The organism is Bacillus fungorum (genome assembly GCF_002746455.1).
Lineage (GTDB): Bacteria > Bacillota > Bacilli > Bacillales > Bacillaceae_G > Bacillus_A > Bacillus_A fungorum.
In genome coordinates, this window is sequence record NZ_NWUW01000013.1 from 45,078 (window position 1) to 62,038 (window position 16,961).

General features: G+C 35.2%; 16 protein-coding genes. 5 read left to right on the forward strand and 11 right to left on the reverse strand.

All coding sequences use genetic code 11. The features are described 5' to 3' along the window. Nucleotides 1-44: 44 nt before the first annotated feature. The 4 genes from CO726_RS18355 to CO726_RS18370 all read right to left on the reverse strand — a co-directional run bounded on the left by CO726_RS18355 (nt 45) and on the right by CO726_RS18370 (nt 3,399). On the reverse strand, nt 45-404 hold the full coding sequence (locus tag CO726_RS18355; protein ID WP_099685201.1) for a YunG family protein: 360 nt from the start codon (nt 402-404) through the stop codon (nt 45-47). Between the two features lie 27 nt (nt 405-431). Continuing rightward, complete coding sequence (locus CO726_RS18360) at nt 432-875, reverse strand: GNAT family N-acetyltransferase (protein WP_099685202.1); 444 nt, start codon at nt 873-875, stop codon at nt 432-434. A 237-nt stretch (nt 876-1,112) separates the two neighbouring features. After that, the gene (gene scpC, locus CO726_RS18365; protein ID WP_099685203.1) at nt 1,113-2,627 is read right to left on the reverse strand and encodes a succinyl-CoA:acetate CoA-transferase ScpC; all 1,515 of its coding nucleotides are present in this window, start codon (nt 2,625-2,627) and stop codon (nt 1,113-1,115) included. 127 nt (nt 2,628-2,754) lie between these two features. After that, nucleotides 2,755-3,399, reverse strand: a complete 645-nt coding sequence (locus CO726_RS18370) for a LytTR family DNA-binding domain-containing protein (protein ID WP_099685204.1) — start codon at nt 3,397-3,399, stop codon at nt 2,755-2,757. Nucleotides 3,400-3,787: 388 nt separating this feature from the next. Between CO726_RS18370 and CO726_RS18375 the strand changes: the two genes are divergently transcribed. Further along, nucleotides 3,788-4,768 (forward strand): serine hydrolase domain-containing protein, encoded by a 981-nt coding sequence (locus CO726_RS18375; RefSeq protein WP_099685205.1) that lies wholly within the window; start codon nt 3,788-3,790, stop codon nt 4,766-4,768. Nucleotides 4,769-4,879: 111 nt separating this feature from the next. Here CO726_RS18375 and CO726_RS18380 read toward each other — a convergent pair whose 3' ends face one another. Continuing rightward, nucleotides 4,880-5,803, reverse strand: a complete 924-nt coding sequence (locus CO726_RS18380) for an alpha/beta fold hydrolase (protein WP_099685206.1) — start codon at nt 5,801-5,803, stop codon at nt 4,880-4,882. A gap of 204 nt (nt 5,804-6,007) precedes the next feature. Here CO726_RS18380 and CO726_RS18385 point away from each other — a divergent pair, with 204 nt between their 5' ends. Beyond that, a complete protein-coding gene (locus tag CO726_RS18385) occupies nt 6,008-6,769 on the forward strand; it encodes a DODA-type extradiol aromatic ring-opening family dioxygenase (protein WP_099685207.1) in 762 nt (253 codons plus the stop codon). A 48-nt stretch (nt 6,770-6,817) separates the two neighbouring features. Here CO726_RS18385 and CO726_RS18390 read toward each other — a convergent pair whose 3' ends face one another. After that, complete coding sequence (locus tag CO726_RS18390) at nt 6,818-8,032, reverse strand: multidrug efflux MFS transporter (RefSeq protein WP_099685208.1); 1,215 nt, start codon at nt 8,030-8,032, stop codon at nt 6,818-6,820. A gap of 363 nt (nt 8,033-8,395) precedes the next feature. Here CO726_RS18390 and CO726_RS18395 point away from each other — a divergent pair, with 363 nt between their 5' ends. Next, on the forward strand, nt 8,396-9,634 hold the full coding sequence (locus tag CO726_RS18395; RefSeq protein WP_099685209.1) for an N-acetylmuramoyl-L-alanine amidase: 1,239 nt from the start codon (nt 8,396-8,398) through the stop codon (nt 9,632-9,634). Between the two features lie 25 nt (nt 9,635-9,659). Here CO726_RS18395 and CO726_RS18400 read toward each other — a convergent pair whose 3' ends face one another. Continuing rightward, on the reverse strand, nt 9,660-10,526 hold the full coding sequence (locus CO726_RS18400) for a GNAT family N-acetyltransferase (protein WP_136699734.1): 867 nt from the start codon (nt 10,524-10,526) through the stop codon (nt 9,660-9,662). 18 nt (nt 10,527-10,544) lie between these two features. Continuing rightward, entirely contained in the window at nt 10,545-11,261 is a 717-nt protein-coding gene (locus tag CO726_RS18405) for a DUF554 domain-containing protein (RefSeq protein WP_099685211.1), read from the reverse strand. A 211-nt stretch (nt 11,262-11,472) separates the two neighbouring features. Between CO726_RS18405 and CO726_RS18410 the strand changes: the two genes are divergently transcribed. Both CO726_RS18410 and CO726_RS18415 read left to right on the forward strand, forming a co-directional pair. Beyond that, complete coding sequence (locus tag CO726_RS18410) at nt 11,473-12,576, forward strand: CapA family protein (RefSeq protein ID WP_099685212.1); 1,104 nt, start codon at nt 11,473-11,475, stop codon at nt 12,574-12,576. 52 nt (nt 12,577-12,628) lie between these two features. Beyond that, nucleotides 12,629-12,856, forward strand: a complete 228-nt coding sequence (locus tag CO726_RS18415; protein WP_099685213.1) for a hypothetical protein — start codon at nt 12,629-12,631, stop codon at nt 12,854-12,856. Nucleotides 12,857-12,935: 79 nt separating this feature from the next. Here CO726_RS18415 and ilvA read toward each other — a convergent pair whose 3' ends face one another. The 3 genes from ilvA to ilvC are packed head-to-tail and all read right to left on the reverse strand — an operon-like array spanning nt 12,936 to nt 16,957. Beyond that, on the reverse strand, nt 12,936-14,198 hold the full coding sequence (gene ilvA, locus CO726_RS18420; protein ID WP_099685214.1) for a threonine ammonia-lyase IlvA: 1,263 nt from the start codon (nt 14,196-14,198) through the stop codon (nt 12,936-12,938). Between the two features lie 31 nt (nt 14,199-14,229). Further along, nucleotides 14,230-15,903, reverse strand: a complete 1,674-nt coding sequence (gene ilvD / locus CO726_RS18425) for a dihydroxy-acid dehydratase (RefSeq protein ID WP_099685215.1) — start codon at nt 15,901-15,903, stop codon at nt 14,230-14,232. A 46-nt stretch (nt 15,904-15,949) separates the two neighbouring features. Next, on the reverse strand, nt 15,950-16,957 hold the full coding sequence (ilvC, locus tag CO726_RS18430; protein ID WP_099685216.1) for a ketol-acid reductoisomerase: 1,008 nt from the start codon (nt 16,955-16,957) through the stop codon (nt 15,950-15,952). Between the last annotated feature and the right edge of the window lie 4 nt (nt 16,958-16,961).

Sequence of the window (16,961 nt, forward strand, 5' to 3'; positions counted from 1 at the left end):
GTTCCCTTTAATAAGTTACCACCATTATAGTAACTTATTAAACATTAAGAGTCAAAAGATAATTTGAATTCTTTCATTATTTTTCCCTTCAAAATGCTATATTGCTTTTCATTTGTATCTGCAAATGCTTCTTCTCGATTTGATTCCACATCCATATAATTCAGTTTTTCATTGAATTGAGTCTCTGTAAAATCAAACCTCTGTCCATCTATACAGTTATAAAAGTGCCACTCCTCTCCAACTTTTGTCTTTTTAATTTTCCCTCCGCATATATCTTGAACGACTAGAGCCGTTACACCACACTGTCCCTTTGCTGGATTTTCATTTGTCCACTTTGAACTTGTTTCAGTCGACCACGATTTTATTAGTGCTTCATATATTCTTTTTCCCTTTATATGATCCATTCTCAGCTTCTCCTACTATTAATAGTTTTACACATCATATTTCAAAAGAGGCAATAAACGATCTTTAAAAACCGTTGATTGTGTCTCTCCTATTAACTTTGCTCCCATTTTCAAGTAATATCCTTTTGCATTCGGATCACTATCAATCGTAAAACTTTTTAAACCTAGTTCATTTGCTTGTTCTATTACATACTCCCAAAGTATTTTCCCGTAGCCTTTCCCTTTGTAACGAGGATGAATGTACAGGAAATCGAGAGCTTTATCATTACGTAAAAATGAGAAAAAACCAATCTTCATATTATCGTTTTCTAAAACATATACAAAGTTATTTTTTATGTACTCTTCTGTAATTGTTAAATCTTCCTTACAAGCAAGTATAAATTCTTCGCTATAATCCCACGTTGCTTTTGAATGTAATGCGAGTTCACTTAATTCGTTTGCTTCACTTAATAATGCTTCTCTTATCTTCATGATTCTTTCTCCTCACTTTCGATATGTAAACTACCAAATTGATTCGGAAAACACTTCAAAAAACCTTTTATTTTCATAAATTAGAGATTACTTTTATAAATCTTTATTATAATCAGTACGATTTTTAACAATTTTTTCAAAGAAAAAGAACGCCCTCTCTGAAAGTTGGCGTTCTCTTTTTCTAAAATTTCTTCTTCAAACTCAGTCTTTCGTTTTTCTATTTCTTACGATACACACCTACACAGTTTCTACTACCGCTTCAAGCATCGTTCCATTTTTAGCATAATTCGTATGCCAAGAAAAAGCTTTTTCTAAAACATGAGGAGTTTGTCCACCTCTTGTTTTTGCTTCTTCGTAATAAGCACGTAGTTGATCACGATACATTGGATGTGCGCAGTTCTCAATAATGAGTTCCACTCTTTCTCTTGGCGCTAGTCCTCTTAGGTCCGCATACCCTTGTTCAGTGACGATAACATCTACATCGTGTTCCGTATGGTCTACATGAGAAATGAAAGGAACGATACTTGATATGTTACCACCTTTCGCAATCGATTTAGTAACAAAGATAGCTAAGCGGGCATTTCTTGCAAAATCACCAGAACCACCAATTCCATTCATCATTTTTGTACCTAAAACGTGAGTAGAGTTTACATTTCCATATATATCTAATTCTAGAGCAGTATTAATCGAAATTAACCCAAGGCGACGAATGATTTCAGGATGATTAGAAATCTCTTGCGGGCGCATCATTAATTTGTCACGATATTTTTCAAAGTTAGAAAATACTTTTTGCATTTTCTCTTCTGAGAGCGTGATCGAGCAGCAGGATGCAAAATTGACTTTTCCAGCATCCATAAGATCAAAGACCGCATCCTGTAAAACTTCAGAATACACTTCTAAATCTTCAAACTCGGAATCTAACATGCCATGAAGAACTGCATTGGCCACTGAACCAATTCCTGATTGTAACGGCGCTAAACGATTTGTTAATCGGCCTACTTTGACTTCTTCTCGAAGGAATTCTATTAAATGCTGTGCCATAATAACAGTTTCTTCATCCGGAGGAACAATTGTCGATGGCGAATCCAGTTGGTTCGTAAACACAATCCCCTTCACTTTTTCAGGGTCGATTGGAATACCGATTGTTCCAATTCGGTCATCCGTTTTCACAAGCGGAATCGGAAGTCTTTCCCCTTGTTTACCTGGTTCATATAAATCATGTAGCCCTTCTAATTGCTCGGATTGAGCCATATTCATTTCAATAATAATAGACTTAGCATTTAAGGAAAATGCTAAGGAATTTCCAATTGAAGTGGTTGGAATAATCATTCCGTCTTCAGTAATCGCAACCGCTTCTAAAATAGCGAAATCTATATCCATAACGTCAGCACGAAGTAACTCTGCTGTATGAGATAAGTGCTGATCCACAAATAAAAAGTCTCCGTTATTAATTCCTTTGCGCATAGTCGCATCAGCTTGGAAAGGCAATCTTTTCCCTAAAATTCCTGCTTCCGCAAATAATTTATCTACATCAGAACCTAAAGAGGCACCAGTAAATACATTTACTTTAAAAGATTTATCATTCTTCACTCGGTTTACAAGCGCAAATGGGACTGCTTTTACATCACCTGCACGTGTAAACCCACTTAATCCTAAAGTCATTCCACTTTCAATCCATGAAGCTGCTTCTTCAGGTGTAACTACGCGATCTTTCAGACGTTGATCCCTAATTCTATCCAAATTATTCTCCATATGTAATCCCTCTCCTTGTGAATATTCATAATTATTTTACACTTTAACAGTATCCAAATAGGGAATTTCTTACACAACGCCGAAAATTCAGACAAAACAGCAAATCTAGCTTCTAAAGCAGAAAATTTTAGAATCCTAGAAGCTTACGAAAATAACTAGCGTATGATTGACTAACTGGTACCCTTTTACCATTATCCATAGAAAGTAAAAAAGTAGAATGCGTATCAGGATAAATCGCTTTAATATGATTAACGTTTACAATAAATGAACGGTGGCATCTAATAAATGCATCTTTCGGAAGTAAGTATTCGAATTCTTGTAGAGAGTATTTATGTGTTCCTGTTAACTCTTCTGCATTCACATACGTCTTTTTATCTTTCGCCTCTAAATACATGACCTTTGAAAAAGGAACCGGAATCCAGCTGTCCGTTGTTTTTAAAGTAACGACTGATTTTCCATCCGTTAAAGCTGGATAAATAGCTGTCACGCAGCCTTCAAGCTTTCCATTGTTTGAAAATGGTACGGCCATACCATGATAAGGAATACCAAAAACATCCCGATTAATAAACTCAGAGGTTTTTTGGTTCGTCACCATTGCTTTATGAGCAATCGTTCCTTCCTTTATAGAATCCCCGGCGCTAATCTTTAAATCAATTCGTTTACTTGGCCGATAGTATATATATTCTTTCGTATTCGATACAGCAATTGAAATTTCATCTGAAAATAATTCCCCAACAACATCTAATAGTAAACCTAATGTTTTATCTTCCATTCTATTAACACCTCATTCACTATTATACTACTATTATGAACAAGCATTTGTTACTTTATAAAATGAAACCTTAATCAGTGTTTTTTTCCATCCCAACTAATTATCAATTAAACCAATCAATTTTTTATGCACAGTTGATGTGGGATAGATTCTTCACTATAATTCCAAATTACTTTTAAATGTAGTGCAACTTTACTTAGTTCACCTGCTTCAATTACTATCGATTTTCTTACTTTCATAGACTTTAAATCCACTTGCTTCTTATATATCTTGCATTATAAAATAGAAAAGTATTCTAAAAAACATTTCATTTAAGGGGGAATTGCCTATGCCGTTGGATTACATTTCAGGTAACGAATAATCCAACATTTAAAGGAGTGCCTGAAATTTGCTAAATTCATACATTAATTCATTTTTATATAAAAATATCGAGAAATTCAACGGAACAATTTTAATAGCCCATAAAGAAGAGACTCTTTATAAGCAATCATTTGGAAAAGCTAATTATAATTGGGATATACCTAATACCTCTACAACAAAGTTTCGTATCGGATCAATAACTAAAATTTTCACAGCAGTTTCAATTTTAATGCTTGTAGAAGAAAAAAAATTACAACTACATGATACTTTAGATAAATTCATTCCAAATTTCCCAAAAGGAAATCAAATTATGATCAAGCATTTATTAAATCATACTGCTGGAGTTGGTAATATTACTGCACAACATGACTTTTTATTGCAATCTTATCAACCTCGAACACTGGATGAATTAATACAATGGATTATTGCGTGTCCCTTTGAATCTAGCCCTGGTGAAAAATTCATTTATTCAAATTCAGGTTATATTATATTAGGAAAAATTATTGAAGTTATAAGCGGGATGTCTTATGAAGAATTTCTTAAAAAGAAAATATTCTATCCAATCTCTATAATAAACACAGGTATTGATTTGAATCACAACATTCAAAAACATAAAGCAACTGGATATGAGTTACATCCAAATTATGGCCTACAAAATGCACCTTTTATTCATATGTCAAACTCATATTCAGCTGGCGGATTATTTTCTACGGCCGAAGATTTATATAGATTTGATCAAGCGCTAAAAGAAAATCTTTTATTATCAAGTAAGATCACCTCTCGTATGTTTACTGCAGAATCTTGCGGATATGGTTACGGTTGGCATATTGCTAGGACTGAAAAAAACAATAAACTCATATTCCATCATGGTGGAATTAACGGCTTTACATCCTCTTATTTACGATTAATTGAAAAAGAGGCTACGATCATCATTTTAAGTAATGTATCTACACTATTAACATCGACTCTTGCTAATGAAATAGCTTCTTATATAGAAAATAACTTTTAAAACGATTAATAAGATTTATTTTTTATTAAGTAAAGTGAATTTAAGAATTTATTGTCCCTATTTCTGTAAAATAGATAAGCCCAAACTACAAACAGTTTGGGCTTATCTTTCTCATTTATTATGCGCATCTAACCACGAAATTAAATCTTTAAATACTTCGTCTCTATTCACTTCATGGAACATTTCATGTCTTCCATTTTCATATAGACGCAGCGTTACATCTTTCACACCACATTTCTTATAATTTTCATATACTTCTTTTACACCTTTTCCCATATCTCCAACAGGATCACGGTCTCCAGAGAATATATGTATCGGAAGATTGCTTGGCGTCTTCTTGTATTCTTCTAATTTATTCACTTCTAATACACCAGAAAATAATTCTCGATAAAAACTCGTCGTACAAATGAATCCACATAACGGATCCGCAATATATTTATCAACTTGATTATTATCTGAAGATAACCAATCAAAATTTGTACGATTTGGCTTAAAGTTCGAATTGAAATTTCCGAAAGATAAAAAGTTTAGCATCGGACTTTTCGTTTTTGCCCCACGCAATTTCATCTCAATTGTCGCTACTTTATGACCAATGACTCCTAAAAATCCTGGATTCCCACCAGTTCCTGAAATAAGAAATCCATCATATAATTCGCCTCTAAGTTGCACAGCTCGTCTTGATAGGAAAGATCCCATACTATGACCAAGTAAAAATAATGGACATGACTGCTCTTCTTTTATCATTTCCGAAACAAAGATTACATCAGACACAGCCTGATTCCACCCTATATCCGGTTCAAAATGACCATAGTCTTCTTCTCTTTTTACTGTTTTCCCATGACCTTTATGATCATGCGCATAAACACCATACCCTGCTTCTAATAACGCATCAATAAAGTCTGTATAAACACCTGCATGTTCTGTCATACCATGTGCAATTTGAATAATCCCTTTCGGTTCATATTCTGGTAACCACTTGCGTAAATAAATTTCTGATTCATCCAATGCCGTAACGAAACTTTCCTGTACGTTCATTTCGTCAGCCCCCAACTCTATTATGTATCTCAAAAATGAATATCCATTCATTATTCTTATTATGTATTATATGCAATTGCTTTCATTATGACAAATGCCTTCCTTTTCCGATTAGCTGTCAAACTTTTTATGTTGACGAAAACACCATAAAATTATATAGTTACTTACATAAAGTAATTATTATATTTTTAGGAGGTTTTTACTATGATGCCATCACTATTTTTAGCACATGGTTCACCAATGCTCGCTATTCAAGATACAGATTATACAAGTTTTTTAAAAACACTTGGAGAAACATATAAACCGAAAGCAATTGTTATTTTCACTGCTCACTGGGAAAGTGAAGTATTAACGATTTCCTCATCAGATAACGAATATGAAACAATTTATGATTTTGGAGGTTTTCCCCCAGAGTTATACGAAATTAAATATCGTGCAAAAGGTTCTTCTAGCATTGCATCCATGTTAAAAACAAAATTTAAAAATAAAGGTATTCCAGTTCATCATAATATGACGAGAGGTTTAGATCATGGCTCATGGACACTCTTGCATCGCATGTATCCAGAAGCAAATATTCCTGTAGTACAAATATCAGTCAATCCATTCCTTTCTGCAAAAGAACAATTTAAGATTGGAGAAGCATTAAAAGGACTTGGACAAGAAGATATTTTAGTAATCGGTAGCGGTGTTACCGTTCATAACTTACGAGCACTACAATGGAATCAAACTACACCCGAACAATGGGCAATTGAATTTGATGATTGGATTATAAAACATATGCAGACTAACGATAAAGATGCCTTGTTTAATTGGGAAAACAAGGCGCCTCATGCACAATTAGCAGTACCAAGAGCAGAGCATTTTGTTCCTTTATTTATCGCTATGGGAAGTGGTGAAAATAGCGGTGAAGTCATTCACCGTAGTTATGAGCTTGGTACATTAAGCTATCTTTGTCTCCAATTTTAAAGAAAAGGATGAAGCATTCATTGCTTCATCCTTTTTTCATTCACTTAGTTAACTAACTTCCAAATGTCGTTTCTCTGATACCTCTTCGTTCTTATTATGAAAATAAACCCAAATGCACGCAATAAACAATAGTGATGATGTAGAGAAGAAAACATATTGGAAGCCTGCATGCGCTGCAATTTGTCCACCAAGTACTGGTCCAATCATATTTCCTAAAAACTGAAACGATTGATTATACCCAAATATTCGTCCTGTAACATGGGTTGGTGTATGTTGTTTTAGTAGAGTTTGTACGGAAGGTAATAATCCTGCTTGTGCGATACCTAATAAAAATCGAAGAATTAATAGTTGCCAAGCTGAGGTTACAAATGCTTGCGGGATAAAAATAATTCCTGCAGCAAACAACGCTACAACTAACGTTTTTTGAGGACCGATTTGATCTGATAATCTTCCTAGTCTTGGTGCTGCCAAAATAACTGCTAATCCTGTCGCTGACATAACGGCACCCGCAATTGTTTCAATATGCGCAGTTTGAGGACCTACTAAATTTTTCACGTATAATGTAACAATTGGCTGAACAGACATATTAGCAAGTTGAATAATAAATGTTGTTACAAATAAACTAATAATTAAATGCTTGGCTGGAACCATCGTCCATACTTTTTTCGTTTGTACTTTTTTTGCTTGAGCAGAGTGATTTTCTTCATGTAAGCAGAAAAAAACGATGAGAAAGGAAAGGAATAAAAAAGCTCCTGTAACAAGAAAGACATGGCGCATTCCAATTAACTCAGACAAATAACCACCAAGTAATGGGCCAAGTAACGAACCGCTCACGCCACCAGTTGAAATTGTGGAAATTGCCCAACCTGAATGTTCTTTCGGAGTTTCTGCTGCAATAAATGTCATCGCCGTTGAAAGGAAACCAGATACTGCTCCCATTAAAAATCGTAGTGCGACTAATTGATATACATCCGTTACAAACCCCATAAGCGTCATAATAATCGCCATACCTAGGCTCGCACGAATAAGCATCAATTTCCGTCCATGTATATCACCAAGCTTTCCCCATATCGGTGATACGATCGCACCCATTAAAAATGTTATACCAAATGTAAGTCCCGACCACTGTGCAATACTAGAAGTGCCAGTCACACCTAATTCCTCAATATAAAAAGATAAAAAAGGAATTACTAAACTCATACCGGCTGCAGTGGTAAAACAACCTAGCCAACAAATCATTAAATTTCGTTTCCAGCTGGCCATTTTCACACCTTCTTTCTTTAGATACCCATTCTACACCCTTTTATGTAAAAAGTTTAGCAATATGCTTTATGAATAAACATTACAACAATCTACGACAAAAATAGGCATTTCTCTATTTTAAATCCATTTATTCCAAAAACTTTTGATAAATCGTTACATTACATTTTTTAATAGAAATAACCTTACAATTTTGTAAGGTTATTTCTATTGACGTGTACATAAACATGTAACTATAATAGTTACATCAAATTCGTTACATGTTAATAAAATTGAAATCCCTCATTATTAACATGTAAATTTTAAATAGATATATATAAACCGATTTGATAAATACAATAGAATGTTAGAGGTGCATATTTTTTTATGAAACACAAATTGATCGCAACAGGAATTCTCACAGGAGCTCTACTATCTTATTCTGCTAGTATTTTTGCAGATACTCACAAATTTCCAGATGTTCCTGCGTGGGCTGAACAATCTGTTAATTATTTAGTTGATAAACAAGTATTAAATGGTTATCCCGGTGGGACTTTTGGTTCAAATGATACATTAGACAGAGCTTCTGCAGCAACCATTATGACAAAAGCTCTAGGCATACAAGTTGATTTCAATGCAAAACCATCCTTCACAGATTCACAAAACCATTGGGGTACGCCCTATATTGCTACCGCTGAAAAAGCAGGAATAATTAAAGGCGAGGGAAATGGAGTATTCAATCCTTCTGGAAAAGTTACACGTGCTGCCATGGCTACCATGCTAGTGAATGCATATAAACTACAACATACGAGTACTAACAATGGACAAAGCAAATTTGAAGATTTAAAAGGACATTGGGGTGAAAAATCCGCTAATATTTTAATTGATTTAAAAATTTCTGCTGGTACTGATAATGGTTGGCAACCAAATAAATTTATCACACGTGCTGAAGCCGCACAACTAACCGCAAAAACAGATATGCTTCAACATAGTCCAAAAAAACCATTAGAAAACAAAACAATCATTATTGATCCTGGACATGGAGGTGAAGATCCTGGAAAATCTACAAAAGGATTACCTGAAAGTAAAATCGTACTAGACACTTCTATTCGCCTACAACAATTACTCGAAAAACATACACCATTTACAGTTTTACTAACTCGTCAGTCTGATATTAGACCAGGACATGATCAAAAAAGTTCTTTACAAGAACGTGTTAAATTTGCAAAACAAAACCAAGGTGATATTTTTATAAGCATTCACGCAAATGCTTATAATGGTAATGTAAAAGGAACCGAAACATATTACTATAACTCTTCTAAATCTGAAACAACAAATCCTCACGTTAAGGAAAGTCGTGTTTTAGCGAAAAAAATTCAAAAGCGTTTAGTAGAGGCTCTCAAAACACCTAATAGAGGTGTCAAACACGGGGATCTTCACGTAATTCGTGAAAATGAAATGCCTGCAGTATTAACTGAGCTTGCCTTTATAGATAATGAAATTGATTATAGTAAATTATCTACTGAACATGGCAGACAGATTGCAGCAGAAGCGATTTACGAAGGAATTTTAGATTATTACGCTTGGAAAAGTCATAATATTTCTTCATACCGTCTTGTTAAATAATAGTTTTATCATAAAGAAATCCCCCTCATTTTTGCGTGGGATTTCTATTTTCAACTAGTATAATTTTTGCATTACAACATCGCTCATAAAACTCAACTGGACCCGCTTGTCCAATAATTGCGTATTCATATCCCTCTTGCTTCATACTATGCAGACTACAATGTAACAATTGCTTCCCTACACCTTTCACACGCTTTTGTTTTGCTGTGCCCATTGGACCAAACAAACCTTTCTTTCCTCTCACTACGTCATAACAAGCGAAACCTACTATCACTCTTTCTTGTTCTGCTATATAAATAGGTAAATTTTCTTTATATGTACGAAATCCGTACTCTATCGAATGTAACCAACGTTCACCAAATTCCTCATTAACAAAGCTTGCTAATTTTTCAAAATCTGAAGAGCTAGCCTTTCTAACATGACAAGTTAAATGATTATAAGTGGGAACAAAACATTTCAAGTCGACCGCTAAATCTCTTGGCTCAGCTATAATACGTAATATATCTTTTTGTATTTGTGAATTTTCAATAAACGTATCCGCGCGAAAGAGTGCATATATAACATGTCCTTCATTCATTAATACTTGCTGAAAACGTTCCATACGTTTCTTCGCTATTTGTAAAATTTCTATCGCCTTATAAGATAGTTTATATTGCCCTATTTTTTTATACTCTTGATTATGTGTATCAAATCGTTTTCGTAACGACAGTTTTTCTAAAAAATCCGAACCCACGCTACGAAACAAATACATATACAACTCGCTGCAGACTCCAGTACCTTCTTTACACATACCAATAAACAGATGAACTGGTTGAATAATATTACATTCTGCCTCTTCTGTTGCAATCTTCAATATGTTATGCACACGTTTTGTAAATTGAAGTTCCTCCATATGTATCTCCATCCCCTACTACTTTACTATTAAACCGTAACTATAAATAAGTGAAACGATGATTCCAACTACTAATATGCCTGGCAGTAAATTTGCCACCTTAATTTTAATAACCCCAAGTAAGTTCAATCCAATAGCTGCTATCATAATACCACCTGTAGCTGTCATTTCTACTATAAATTGATTCATTAATACTTTTGGGACAACACTATTAATTTGTGTTGCAAAAACCGCAATACCTCCTTCGTATAAAATAACTGGAATCGCCGAAAATACTACACCAATTCCTAAAGTTGTCGTTAATATAATAGAAATAAATCCATCGATAATCGCTTTTGTAAATAAAATATCATGATTTCCGCGAATACCACTGTCAAGTGCACCAAGTATCCCCATCGCACCAATTGCAAAAATTAAAGTAGCTGTTACAAAACCCTCTGATATGCTCCCTTTCCCTTTCGACCCAACTTTATTTTCTAGCCAATCTCCTAACAGTTTTAACTTTTCCTCTAATTGTAGCCATTCCCCGATGACAGTACCAATCACTAAACTTAAAATGACAACAAGAAAATTTTCACTTTTCAATGCCATTTGAAGTCCAAGCACAGTAACCGCTAAACCGATTGCATGCATAATTGTTCCCTTCATACTTTCTGGAATCCTACTAAATAATTTACCTAGTAAAGTACCGAATATAATACAAACCCCATTTACAACTGCTCCTAATATAACCATCTCTCGTTCTTCACCCTTCGAATTCTTTATTTCTATATTTTGGTTTATACATTGATTTACAGGTTATCTATATGTTAACTTAATATTGAGAATATTAACAAATGTTTTTTCACTACATAAACCGCATTTTTGTATCTGTACATAAACCAATTACTTTTTGTAGACTCATTGCTAATTTAATTGCGGGATAAACTCAAAAGGGAAGGTATTTATGAAAACTTTACTAAAACGATTTTTGTTAATAGCCTTTTGCATTACACCAATTGTTGTATTAATTAACCACTCTTTTACTTCAAAGGCGAAAGACAAACCCGATTTCCAAAACAAATCTAGCAAAACTGCTTCAAAAAGCGACAAGAAAATAGAAGATCCTGAAATTACACTCACCTTCTCTGGTGATACAATGTTCGATTGGCAATTACGTCCGGTAATCGAAAAAAACGGGGCTGACTACCCATTCCAACATGTAAAAGAAGAAATAACAAAAGCTGATATTTCTTTCGTTAATTTAGAGTCAGCATTTACAACGAAAGAAAAGAAAGCACCTGGACAACTGTTTTGGATTAAAAGTGATCCATCCACTCTTCAAGCTATAAAAAATACCGGATATGACATCGTAAATATTGGGAATAATCATACACTTGATTATGGTCAAGAGGGATTATTAGATACAATCTCTCACGTAGAAAAATTAAAGTTCCCTTACATTGGCGCCGGAAAAAATGCAAAAGATGCATATACCGCACGAGAAATGACTGTAAAAGGAAAAAAATTCAAATTCCTTTCCTTCGTCCGATTTATGCCTGATTTTACTTGGGTAGCTGATGACAATAAACCCGGCGTTGCGAATGGATATGATTTAAATCTTGTAACAAAAACAATTAAAGAACAAAAGAAAGATGCAGACTATTTAATTGTCTATATGCATTGGGGTGTTGAAAAATCAAATCGTCCTGTAGATTACCAAAAACAATATGTAAATAAAATGGTTACAGCAGGAGCCGACGCGATAGTCGGAAGTCATCCACATTGGTTACAAGGGTTTGAATATTATAATAATGTTCCTGTCGCTTACTCATTAGGAAACTTTTTATTCCCAAGTTATGTGAACGGAAAAAGTGCTGAAACTGGCGTACTAACTTTAACTTTTAAAGGAAAGGATGTCCAAATGTCATTCAATCCTTACATCATTCGTAACAACCAAGTTTCCCCTGTAAATGAAGAGGAAAAGAGAAAAGCTCTACAATATTTACAAACAATTTCAACTGATGTAGAAATTGATGATACTGGGAAAATAAAAAATAAACGAAGCTAGATAGAACAAGATCAATTTCTCTGTAACATATTTTACAGAATAGGTGATGAACATGCTGAAAGACTTATTAGAAAATGTAAGTTTGTTAGAGAACATTTATAAAGTTTCTATAGCCGTTCTACTTTTATGTTCACTTTTCTCTGTTAGACTTCTAAAAAAACTAAAACGAGAACGAAAACTTACTACCTTTGAATTTACTATGTATGTAATCATTCGTATTGCAATATTTTTTTGGTTAGCTAGCTTTATTCTTCTTGAATTTAATGAGTATCTAGTTTAACTATAAAAAGATAGAACAAGCGTTATATTTCCCCACTTGTATCTATCTTTTTTATTTGGATACTAACTCTTTCCTTCTATTAAATAAGCAAATCAAACAAAACAGGATTTTTATTAAGTTCCACAAATTGAATATTATTTTCTTTAAAGCGAGTAATTAATTGCTCATAATCTTCTTTATGTTTTAATTCTACACCGACTAGTGCTGGGCCATTTTCCTTATTATGTTTCTTAATATACTCAAATCGTGTAATATCATCTTCTGGCCCTAATCCTTTATCAAGAAATTCTCTTAACGCACCTGAACGCTGCGGGAATTCAATGATGAAGTAATGCTTTAATCCTTCATAAATGAGAGAACGTTCTTTCATTTCTTGCATTCTATCAATATCATTATTTCCACCACTTAGCGTACACACAACTATTTTCCCTTTAATTTCATCTCTATATAAATCAAGCGCTGCAATAGAGAGTGCTCCAGCAGGTTCAGCTACAATTGCATTTTTCTTATACAGTTCTAAAATCGTCGTACAAACCTTCCCCTCTGGTACTAAAATAATGTCATCAATTACATCTTTACACGTTTCAAATGTTAACTTCCCTACCTTTTTAACAGCTGCTCCATCAACAAAACTATCTATTTTCTCCAATGCGACATTTTCATTTTGAAGAAAGGCCTCTTTCATAGATGCAGCTCCCATTGGCTCTACACCAATGACCTTTGTAGTAGGACTAACACCTTTTACATATGTACCAACACCTGATGCTAACCCACCGCCGCCAATTGCTGTAAAGATATAATCCACTGGTTTCTCCATATCATGCATAATTTCAACTGCAACTGTCCCTTGACCGGCGACTACATACGGATCATCAAACGGATGAACAAACGTCATCCTATTTTCTTCACAATAGCGCTGTGCTTCTTGGAAAGAGCTATCGAATGTATCACCAACTAATACAATTTCTGCAAAATCACCACCGAAAAATTGTACTTGCGATACTTTTTGTTTGGGTGTCGTTGTCGGCATGAAGATTTTTGAAGGAATCTTCAATAAATTACACGTATAAGCAACTCCTTGTGCATGATTACCAGCACTTGCACAAACAACACCGTTTTGTAATTGTTCTTTTGATAAACTTTGAATTAAATTGTACGCACCACGAATTTTGAAAGAGCGAATCAATTGTAAGTCTTCTCGTTTTACATAAACGTCACAATCATATTTCTCAGATAGAACTGTATCACGTTGTAACGGTGTTTTAATAACGATATCTTTCATGCAATTATGAGCCATTAAGATATCTTCAATTTTCACTCTCTCCTTTACCTTCTGCACCATTATATATCATCCTTATCTCTTTTAAATTGGCTCAATCAAAATCCGGGATTTTTAGGACTGCACCTGTATTCGCCGATGTTACCATCTGCGCATAACGTCCAAGCCAGCCAGTTTTCACTTTCGGTTCTGGTCGTTTCCATTCTTTTTTACGCTTATCTAATTCTTCTTCACTAACTCTTACTTCTAACAATCTTTCCTCAACATCGATACAAACAATATCCCCTTGTTCAAGAAGTGCAATCGTTCCGCCCGCAGCTGCTTCTGGTGAAATATGCCCTACCGAAATACCACGTGAAGCACCTGAGAAACGCCCATCCGTTAATAGCGCAACATCTGCACCTAATCCCATACCAGCAATCGCTGACGTTGGTGCTAACATTTCTGGCATACCAGGGCCACCTCTTGGTCCTTCATAGCGAATAACAACTACATCCCCTTTCTTAACCTTACCAAGCATAATGCCCGCAAGTGCCTCATCTTGTGAATTAAAAATAACGCAAGGTCCTTCAAATCGTTTTACTTCAGTTGCCCCGCTTTTAATAACTGCCCCATCTTTCGCAAGGTTTCCTTTTAATATACGTAATCCACCTTCTTCACTATGAGGGTTTTCAAGAGAATGAATAACTTCCTTATCTTTAATCTCTGCCTCAGCAATGTTCTCTCTTAACGTCTGCCCTGTAGCAGTAATACGGTCTAAATGAAGTACTCCCTCTTTCCGGCTCATCTCTTTCAAAATTGCACTAATTCCGCCTGCACGATCAATATCTTCCATATGCCAATTGGACGCAGGGCTTACTTTACATAAATGTGGTACACGTCTTGAAACTGCGTCAATACGGCTCATATCATAATCTAGTCCTGCCTCATGTGCGAGTGCTAATGTGTGCAACACTGTATTTGTTGAACCGCCCATCGCCATATCAAGCGCGAACGCATCATCAATTGCTTCTTCCGTTACAATGTCTCGTGGTTTAATATCTCTTTCAATTAAAATTTTTAATTTTTCGGCTGCTTGTTTAATTAATTCCTCGCGTCTTGGGTCGATGGCTAAAATACTTCCGTTACCAGGAAGAGCTAAACCTAACACTTCACATAAACAGTTCATAGAGTTCGCTGTAAACATACCAGAACAAGAACCACAAGATGGACAGCCATGATCTTCAATATCCTTTAATTCTTCTTCTGAAATTTTCCCAGATTGATAAGCTCCTACGCCTTCAAAAACAGAACTTAAATCGACAACGTCCCCTTTTGACGTTTTTCCAGCCGCCATCGGTCCACCTGAAACAAATACAGTTGGAATGTTAATACGAAGTGCAGCCATCATCATACCGGGTGTGATTTTGTCACAGTTTGGAATACAAATCATGCCGTCAAACCAATGTGCATTTACAACAGTTTCTACTGAATCTGCAATAATTTCACGGCTTGGAAGCGAATATCGCATACCGATATGACCCATCGCAATCCCATCGTCTACTCCAATTGTATTGAATTCAAACGGTACCATACCGGCCGCACGAACAGCTTCTTTTACAAGTTTCCCAAACTCGTTCAGGTGCTTATGCCCTGGAATAATTTCAATAAAAGAATTACAGATCGCTATAAACGGTTTATCAAAATCTTCATCTTTTAAACCAGTTGCTTTTAATAAACTACGATGCGGAGCTTTATCAAAACCTTTTTTAATCATGTCACTTCTCATCTTGTCAAATCCCCTCTTACGTATTTGTCATTTATACTCTCATACTCTATTTCTTTACTAATTCTTTCGGCGCTTGAATCCAGCTCATCATTTCACGTAGCTCTGCTCCTACTTTTTCCAACTGATGATTTTGCTCTGCTTTTTTCATTGCATCATACGTTGGACGCCCAGCTTGATTTTCTAAAATCCATTTCTTAGCAAATTCTCCTTGCTGGATTTCTGTCAGAACACGCTTCATTTCCTTCTTCGTCTCATCTGTAACAATTCTCGATCCTGTTACATAATCTCCAAACTCTGCCGTATCTGAAATAGAGTGGCGCATGTTCGTTAATCCACCTTCGTACATTAAATCAACAATTAACTTTAATTCATGTAAACATTCAAAGTATGCAATTTCAGGTCGATATCCGCCTTCTGTTAATGTTTCAAAACCAGCTTTCACAAGTGCAGTTACTCCGCCGCAAAGTACTGCTTGCTCTCCGAATAAATCTGTCTCCGTTTCTTCTTGGAATGTCGTTTCAATTACACCTGCACGTGTACAACCTACACCTTTTGCATACGCAAGTGCTACACTTAGTGCTGTGCCTGTTGCATCTTGATGTACTGCGATTAATGCCGGAACACCATTCCCTTCTTGGAATACACGGCGAACGAGATGACCTGGACTTTTGGGAGCGACCATTGCTACATCTACGTAACTTGGCGGATTAACCTGTCCGAAGTGAATATTAAATCCATGTGAGAAAAGTAACATTTGTCCTTCACGGAGATTCTCTTCTACTTCTGCTTTATACACATGCGCTTGCTGTTCATCTGGCAATAACATTTGTACAACTTGTGCGGTTCGAACTGCTTCTGAAACAGACATCACTTCAAATCCATCTGCTTTTGCTACTTCAAAAGACTTACCAGGTCGAACACCAACTACAACTTCCACACCAGAATCACGTAAATTTTGTGCCTGCGCATGACCTTGAGATCCATAACCAATTACTGCAACTGTTTTCCCTTGTAATAACTCTAAATTTGCATCTTTCTCATAATACGTTTTCATATTC

Coding starts and splice junctions, on each gene's coding strand:
- CO726_RS18395 (WP_099685209.1), top strand. CDS start 8,396: ATGAAACACAAATTGATCGCAACAGGAATTCTCACAGGAGCTCTACTA.
- ilvC (WP_099685216.1), bottom strand. CDS start 16,957: ATGAAAACGTATTATGAGAAAGATGCAAATTTAGAGTTATTACAAGGG.
- ilvD (WP_099685215.1), bottom strand. CDS start 15,903: ATGAGAAGTGACATGATTAAAAAAGGTTTTGATAAAGCTCCGCATCGT.
- CO726_RS18355 (WP_099685201.1), bottom strand. CDS start 404: ATGGATCATATAAAGGGAAAAAGAATATATGAAGCACTAATAAAATCG.
- CO726_RS18415 (WP_099685213.1), top strand. CDS start 12,629: ATGCTGAAAGACTTATTAGAAAATGTAAGTTTGTTAGAGAACATTTAT.
- CO726_RS18360 (WP_099685202.1), bottom strand. CDS start 875: ATGAAGATAAGAGAAGCATTATTAAGTGAAGCAAACGAATTAAGTGAA.
- CO726_RS18385 (WP_099685207.1), top strand. CDS start 6,008: ATGATGCCATCACTATTTTTAGCACATGGTTCACCAATGCTCGCTATT.
- CO726_RS18390 (WP_099685208.1), bottom strand. CDS start 8,032: ATGGCCAGCTGGAAACGAAATTTAATGATTTGTTGGCTAGGTTGTTTT.
- CO726_RS18400 (WP_136699734.1), bottom strand. CDS start 10,526: ATGGAGGAACTTCAATTTACAAAACGTGTGCATAACATATTGAAGATT.
- CO726_RS18405 (WP_099685211.1), bottom strand. CDS start 11,261: ATGGTTATATTAGGAGCAGTTGTAAATGGGGTTTGTATTATATTCGGT.
- CO726_RS18370 (WP_099685204.1), bottom strand. CDS start 3,399: ATGGAAGATAAAACATTAGGTTTACTATTAGATGTTGTTGGGGAATTA.
- CO726_RS18380 (WP_099685206.1), bottom strand. CDS start 5,803: ATGAACGTACAGGAAAGTTTCGTTACGGCATTGGATGAATCAGAAATT.
- ilvA (WP_099685214.1), bottom strand. CDS start 14,198: ATGGTGCAGAAGGTAAAGGAGAGAGTGAAAATTGAAGATATCTTAATG.
- scpC (WP_099685203.1), bottom strand. CDS start 2,627: ATGGAGAATAATTTGGATAGAATTAGGGATCAACGTCTGAAAGATCGC.
- CO726_RS18410 (WP_099685212.1), top strand. CDS start 11,473: ATGAAAACTTTACTAAAACGATTTTTGTTAATAGCCTTTTGCATTACA.